Source organism: Peptoniphilus sp. HMSC075B08, from assembly GCF_001815405.1.
Lineage (GTDB): Bacteria > Bacillota > Clostridia > Tissierellales > Peptoniphilaceae > Peptoniphilus_A > Peptoniphilus_A harei.
This window is the reverse complement of sequence record NZ_KV820450.1, coordinates 118766-119601: the sequence shown is the minus strand read 5'-3', so window position 1 is coordinate 119601 and position 836 is coordinate 118766. Positions and strand designations below refer to the sequence as shown.

The following is an 836-nucleotide window of genomic DNA, read 5'->3' as shown; positions in this document are numbered from 1 at the left end:
CATGATGCGAATAAGGCTGCTACTGCTGCCCAAGTGTTTGTTCCTAGGGTATGTTTGAATATTGGATAGCCAATTAAGAAACCTACAAATAGGGTTGCTGAACATCCTAGGAAGATTGCTACCATTCTTCCACCTAATTTTGCAAGTTTCTTAAAGTCACAACGTAGTAACATTACAAAGATCATTGCATATAGTAGGTTGTTCTTTAAGGCTGAGTATGTATTTGAACATGCTTCTGAGTCATATAGGCCCATGGTACAGAAAACCATGTTTAATACATATATAAATACAAGTGGTGGTACAACGTTAAATACTTTCCATTTTGTGTATTTTTCTAGGGCAAGAAGGGCTCCTGCTACAAACATTAAAAATGCTATATAAGTAAATCCATTTGTGATAACCATAATTTACTCCTTTCTTTTTATATTTTCATTATTTTCTATTAAGTTTTATTTTTATAATTTAATTTTTATATGTCTAGGTATTTTATTCCCTTAACTGATTTTATTCCTAATCCGTAGTCGTCTGTCACAGTTACTTCTTTTTCATTGAATACTGCTCCACCTTCTATTGGATCTTCTAAGCAAAGTACTGGGCCATCTAGGTCTATCTTTGTGATGATTTGTTTTGCACATGCTAGGTGAACTGCTGCATTTACTGAGATTTTTGCTTCTAACATGCAGCCTATCATGCATTCTACTCCACAAAGTTCTGCCATGCTTGTTATCTTAAGAGCATTGTAAAGGCCTCCGCACTTCATTAACTTTATGTTGATTAGGTCTGCTGCCTTCATATTTAGGATTGTCATGGCATCTTCTGCTGAGAATACACTTTCA

2 protein-coding genes are annotated in these 836 nt (G+C 34.8%); both read right to left on the bottom strand.

What is annotated here, in order from left to right; all coding sequences use genetic code 11:
* Positions 1–404: DUF819 family protein (locus HMPREF3023_RS05640; protein WP_144019631.1), on the bottom strand; the 404-nt coding region annotated here is incomplete at its 3' end.
* Between the two features lie 65 nt (positions 405–469).
* A partial coding sequence (locus HMPREF3023_RS05635) for an enolase C-terminal domain-like protein (protein WP_305790319.1) occupies positions 470–836 on the bottom strand: 367 nt, incomplete at its 5' end.